General features: G+C 43.4%; 4 protein-coding genes, 4 tRNA genes and 1 pseudogene. All 9 read right to left on the bottom strand.

Features of this window, described 5'->3' with window-relative positions:
• Nucleotides 1-312: GTP-binding protein (locus tag MHN02_RS21185; RefSeq protein WP_239217646.1), on the bottom strand; the 312-nt coding region annotated here is incomplete at its 3' end.
• 67 nt (nt 313-379) lie between these two features.
• Nucleotides 380-455: transfer RNA gene (locus tag MHN02_RS21180), tRNA-Thr, on the bottom strand.
• A gap of 7 nt (nt 456-462) precedes the next feature.
• Nucleotides 463-537: transfer RNA gene (locus MHN02_RS21175), tRNA-Gly, on the bottom strand.
• Nucleotides 538-570: 33 nt separating this feature from the next.
• Nucleotides 571-655: transfer RNA gene (locus tag MHN02_RS21170), tRNA-Tyr, on the bottom strand.
• Nucleotides 656-662: 7 nt separating this feature from the next.
• Nucleotides 663-738 (bottom strand) — tRNA-Thr (locus tag MHN02_RS21165).
• 109 nt (nt 739-847) lie between these two features.
• Entirely contained in the window at nt 848-1,606 is a 759-nt protein-coding gene (locus MHN02_RS21160) for a type III pantothenate kinase (RefSeq protein ID WP_239247929.1), read from the bottom strand.
• A 147-nt stretch (nt 1,607-1,753) separates the two neighbouring features.
• Complete coding sequence (gene birA, locus MHN02_RS21155) at nt 1,754-2,740, bottom strand: bifunctional biotin--[acetyl-CoA-carboxylase] ligase/biotin operon repressor BirA (protein ID WP_014977499.1); 987 nt, start codon at nt 2,738-2,740, stop codon at nt 1,754-1,756.
• The gene (murB, locus tag MHN02_RS21150; protein ID WP_014977500.1) at nt 2,737-3,768 is read right to left on the bottom strand and encodes a UDP-N-acetylmuramate dehydrogenase; all 1,032 of its coding nucleotides are present in this window, start codon (nt 3,766-3,768) and stop codon (nt 2,737-2,739) included. Before murB ends, birA begins: the two co-directional genes overlap by 4 nt.
• A 172-nt stretch (nt 3,769-3,940) precedes the next feature.
• Nucleotides 3,941-4,294: pseudogene (locus MHN02_RS21145) on the bottom strand (chemotaxis protein); the annotation flags it as partial.
• Nucleotides 4,295-4,393: the final 99 nt, after the last annotated feature.

Below are 4,393 nucleotides of genomic sequence, written 5' to 3'. Positions count from 1 at the left end.
TAGGATACCACCGTCCATCTGAGCAGCACCAGTGATCATGTTTTTAACGTAATCAGCGTGTCCTGGGCAGTCTACGTGTGCGTAGTGACGAGTAGGAGTGTCATATTCTACGTGTGAAGTAGAAATGGTGATACCACGTGCTTTCTCTTCAGGCGCGTTATCGATTTGATCGAAAGCCTGTGCGTTACCGCCGTAAGTTTTAGAAAGAACTGTAGTGATAGCTGCAGTTAGGGTAGTTTTACCGTGGTCAACGTGGCCGATTGTACCCACGTTTACGTGGGGTTTCGTACGTTCAAACTTTTCTTTTGCCATTTCTATTATCCCAGCAAAGTTACATTAAAAAATTTAGAAATTTTACATGAGCTGGGGAGAAATAAACTGGTGCTGATAGGCAGATTTGAACTGCCGACCTCACCCTTACCAAGGGTGCGCTCTACCAACTGAGCTATATCAGCACTGATTTGGAGCGGGCAGCGGGAATCGAACCCGCATCATCAGCTTGGAAGGCTGAGGTAATAGCCATTATACGATGCCCGCAATCCTAATTCTCTGGCCACCTCATAGAGAAAGTGGTGGAGGGGGCAGGATTCGAACCTGCGAAGGCTGAGCCGGCAGATTTACAGTCTGCTCCCGTTGACCGCTTGGGTACCCCTCCAGATTGATGGTGCCGACTGCCGGAATCGAACTGGCGACCTACTGATTACAAGTCAGTTGCTCTACCAACTGAGCTAAGTCGGCACTACATCAAGTGGGTGCGCATTCTAGAGTATTGTTTAACTCTGTGCAAGTGTCTTTTTGAAAATTTTTCAATTTTCTTTTTTGACCAATTTTTCAACTAATCAAAAACTTACGTCGATGTTCCCTTTAGAAGTTCACTTCGAGCGTAGCGGGCAAGACCCTGCATCACCAAATGAGCGAGGCGCATGTTATCAGCAGATTTTAAGAATGCAAACACTTTTTTGTCTCCACCCCCTAAAATTATGTCAAATTCGGCTTGTTTGCTTGATATGTAATCAACCGCGCTCAAATAAACACCATATAGGGCAGCATGACACCCTGTTGCCACACAATCTTCTGTATCGGTCCCCACGCCAAAGGTGGTCGGAATTTCATCATTCGCGAACACTTTTTTAGTTGAAGCAACCAATGCATTACGCATTACTTGAAAACCAGGCACGATCCAACCGCCTAAATGTTGACCATCTACCACAAAATCAACCGTTATTGCCGTACCTACATCCATAACAAAAAATGCTTTATTTGATTTTTCTGCAGCGCAGATCATGGCAAGCCATCTATCAACGCCCATTTTTTGAACATTCGCGTAACTATTTTTTATGCCGAAGGCTTCTTTCTCGGTGTGCTTTTCTACAAAAATAATATTTCGCTCGTTACACATGGCGGATATTTCATCAACCAGCTCCTGATTTCTTACTGAAGCTATATATAAATGGGAAATTTTTTTCTGAGAATCAATAAAAGAGAAAAGAGAATTGGAATCTTCGCACGCATTAGGCTCTTCTTCTGCGTGACAAAGCAGTGAATATTTTATTCGGGTGTTACCGATATCCACTAATATGACGTGGTTTTCTTCAATGTTGTTCATATTTTTGGTTTCAATCGCAAAGCAATGCGTAAAACGAACGGATAAAATGCTATTTAAAAATCACAAAGATGAACTACGAAGTACTTTTATTATAAAAATGGTCAAAATCTTCGTAGCTCAGCTATAAAGCAAAACAAAAATAAAAAGTTAATTGCCTCTAAGGCTAACTTCGCCGCCGTGGAAACGGGTAATACCGTCTTGCGTTTCAACAAGAAGCGCGCCGCTGGCGTCCACTCCCCTATCAATTCCGGAAAAACGCTTCTCACCCATTTGTAAAACAATGCGTTTATCGGCGTATAAGTCGAGCGCTTCCCAATATGCTGTGAATGGCCCGAAGCCCTGCTGGGTAAATTTAGGTAAATAAGACCAAAGCGATTTAATTATTTCTGCCGCCAATGCATTTCTATTTGGGATAGTGCCCAAATATGACGCAAGATCGCTATGAGGCTGACCAACATCGTACTGATTATCGGGTACGCAAACATTCAAACCTATGCCGATAACACTATGCGCCGTAGCGCCTATTTGCCCTTCTACTTCAATAAGTACGCCCGCAAGCTTTTTACCTTGCAAATAAATGTCATTCGGCCATTTAAGCTCGGCGTCTTCTACGCCAAATTCTTTAAGTGCATCGCAAACTGCCAAGCCTACCAATAAAGAAAGTCCTGCCATGCTTTGATAACCGTCGGGAAAAGACCAGTACATAGAAAAAGTTAAGCTTCCGCCAACTGGCGCTAACCATGAACGGCCGTGTCGACCGCGTCCATCGGTCTGAATTTCAGCAAAAACGACATCGCCGTTTTCAAGATCTTCTCGTTTGCTGGCAATACGCTTCTTCATTTCCGTATTGGTGGAAGGTAATACCGACTCCACATCAATAACCGCTCGTTTTGTATTGCCTAAATGACGTTTAATGCTGTCGGCGCTTAACAATGGAAACCCTCGTTCTAAACGGTAGCCTTTACCTTTTACTTTAAATACATCTAATCCCCAATCGGCGAGTTGGGAAATATGGCCTGCAACTGCTGTGCGCGAAAGGCCCACTTGCTGTGCAATGGTTTCCCCTGAGTGAAACTGGCCGTCGGACAACAAAGCGAGTATATGTTTTCTTATAGCTTTTGATGCTTGTCTCATAGCGAAATAAGTCCTTTGCTTCCTAATAAGCGCACTTCTGGCTCAAGCTGTATGCCGAACTTACCCTGTACGCTTGCTATGATATCTTTTGCCATGGTTATTACATCGTTTCCGGTGGCACCACCTAAGTTAGTAAGTACCAATGGCTGTGTAGGGTGGCATCGTACTTTATTCAAAGTCTTGCCCTTAAATCCTGCCTGGTCGATAAGCCACGCGGCAGGAATTTTTATTTGTTCTTTTTCAGTGGCTGGCAGCTCAACACCTCCGTGCACCGCAAAATGGGGCACTGAATCATACTCTTGTGCAATCGCTTGAAACACTGCTTTTGAAACCACTGGGTTTTTGAAGAAACTTCCTGCATTGCCTAGCTCGGCAGGATCGGGAAGTTTGCTCTTCCTAATTTCTATTACCTTACTATACACCTTTTCTGGTGTAGGCTCAGTGAGTGCCGCTAGTTCGCCATAGCTGGTCTCGAGTTCGTAGTGCTTGGGCAGTTTAAAGTTTACATGAGTGATTAGCACTTTGTTCGCTAGTGCATGCTTGAACACACTGTCTCTATAGCCAAATTGACAGTCTTCATTGCCCAACAATACCTGCTCGCCGGTTTCAAGAAATACACACTCTACTTTGTCGATTAACGTATTCACTTCTCGTCCGTACGCACCAATATTCTGAATTGGGCATGCGCCTACTGAGCCAGGTATTAAGGCGAGATTTTCGAAACCATACCACTTCTCTTTCATACACAAAGTGACGAAGTCATGCCAGTTTTCACCTGCACCTACCCGTAAGTAGTGGTGACTTTCAGTATCAAAATGGCTTATTCCCTTAATCTCGTTAACCAGAATTGTACCGTCAAAGTCGTCAGTGAAGACTGAATTGCTTCCACCGCCTAATATATAAATGGCTTTGTTATTGTTTTTAGAAGTTTTGAAGATAGACAGGAATGAAGTAATGTCGCTAAACGACTGGATAGAATCACAAGAAGCGGCGAGGCCAAATGTGCTGTATGGTTGTAGTGAAGGCATAGAGTTTTACGAACTGCGAACAATTCGCTAATGGTAGGGTAACGAAGCAGCAAATAAAAGCGCAAAGAAGGAATAATATTGTTGCCAATATTGCTAAGCGCTAGAGCATTACCACTTTCATTCGTTAAAGTGAGAAAACGGAAGCTAGCGCTTATACGTAAATACAGAGAACTTACTGCTCTTTGGCTTTATAACCAATACGAAACCCTCCCCAATGTTTACCGTTCACATATATCGGTGCAGATAGATCATGCATGACCTCACCAGTATCTCGTTTGTAAGTTTGTAGCAAGAAAGTAGAGGTATTGCTGCCACAACGACTTCCGGTTTTGTCATCGAATATCCGTTTCGTTCTGTTATTTGCTAAATCCGTATCGTAATTACCAGTAAGGGGCTGACTAAACTTCTTGTTGTGGGTAGGAAAGTAACCATTTACGTCAACTGCGCCGGCATAAATAATGAAACTATGTGTTTCTAATAACGGTTCTTGGATAGCGGGAAGTACGTCGTCGGTGAACTTATCAAAAGAGCCTGTAACAGATTCTGTGTAACTGCCATTAGTTAATATGCTTTTCGAGGCGTTCCTCGAACTCGATAATAAAACGACTCATCGCCTGACGCCAGT

The organism is Alteromonas sp. CNT1-28, from assembly GCF_022348345.1.
GTDB lineage: Bacteria > Pseudomonadota > Gammaproteobacteria > Enterobacterales > Alteromonadaceae > Alteromonas > Alteromonas macleodii.
The sequence above is the reverse complement of the archived record's forward strand: the minus strand, read 5'-3'. Positions and strand labels throughout refer to the sequence as shown.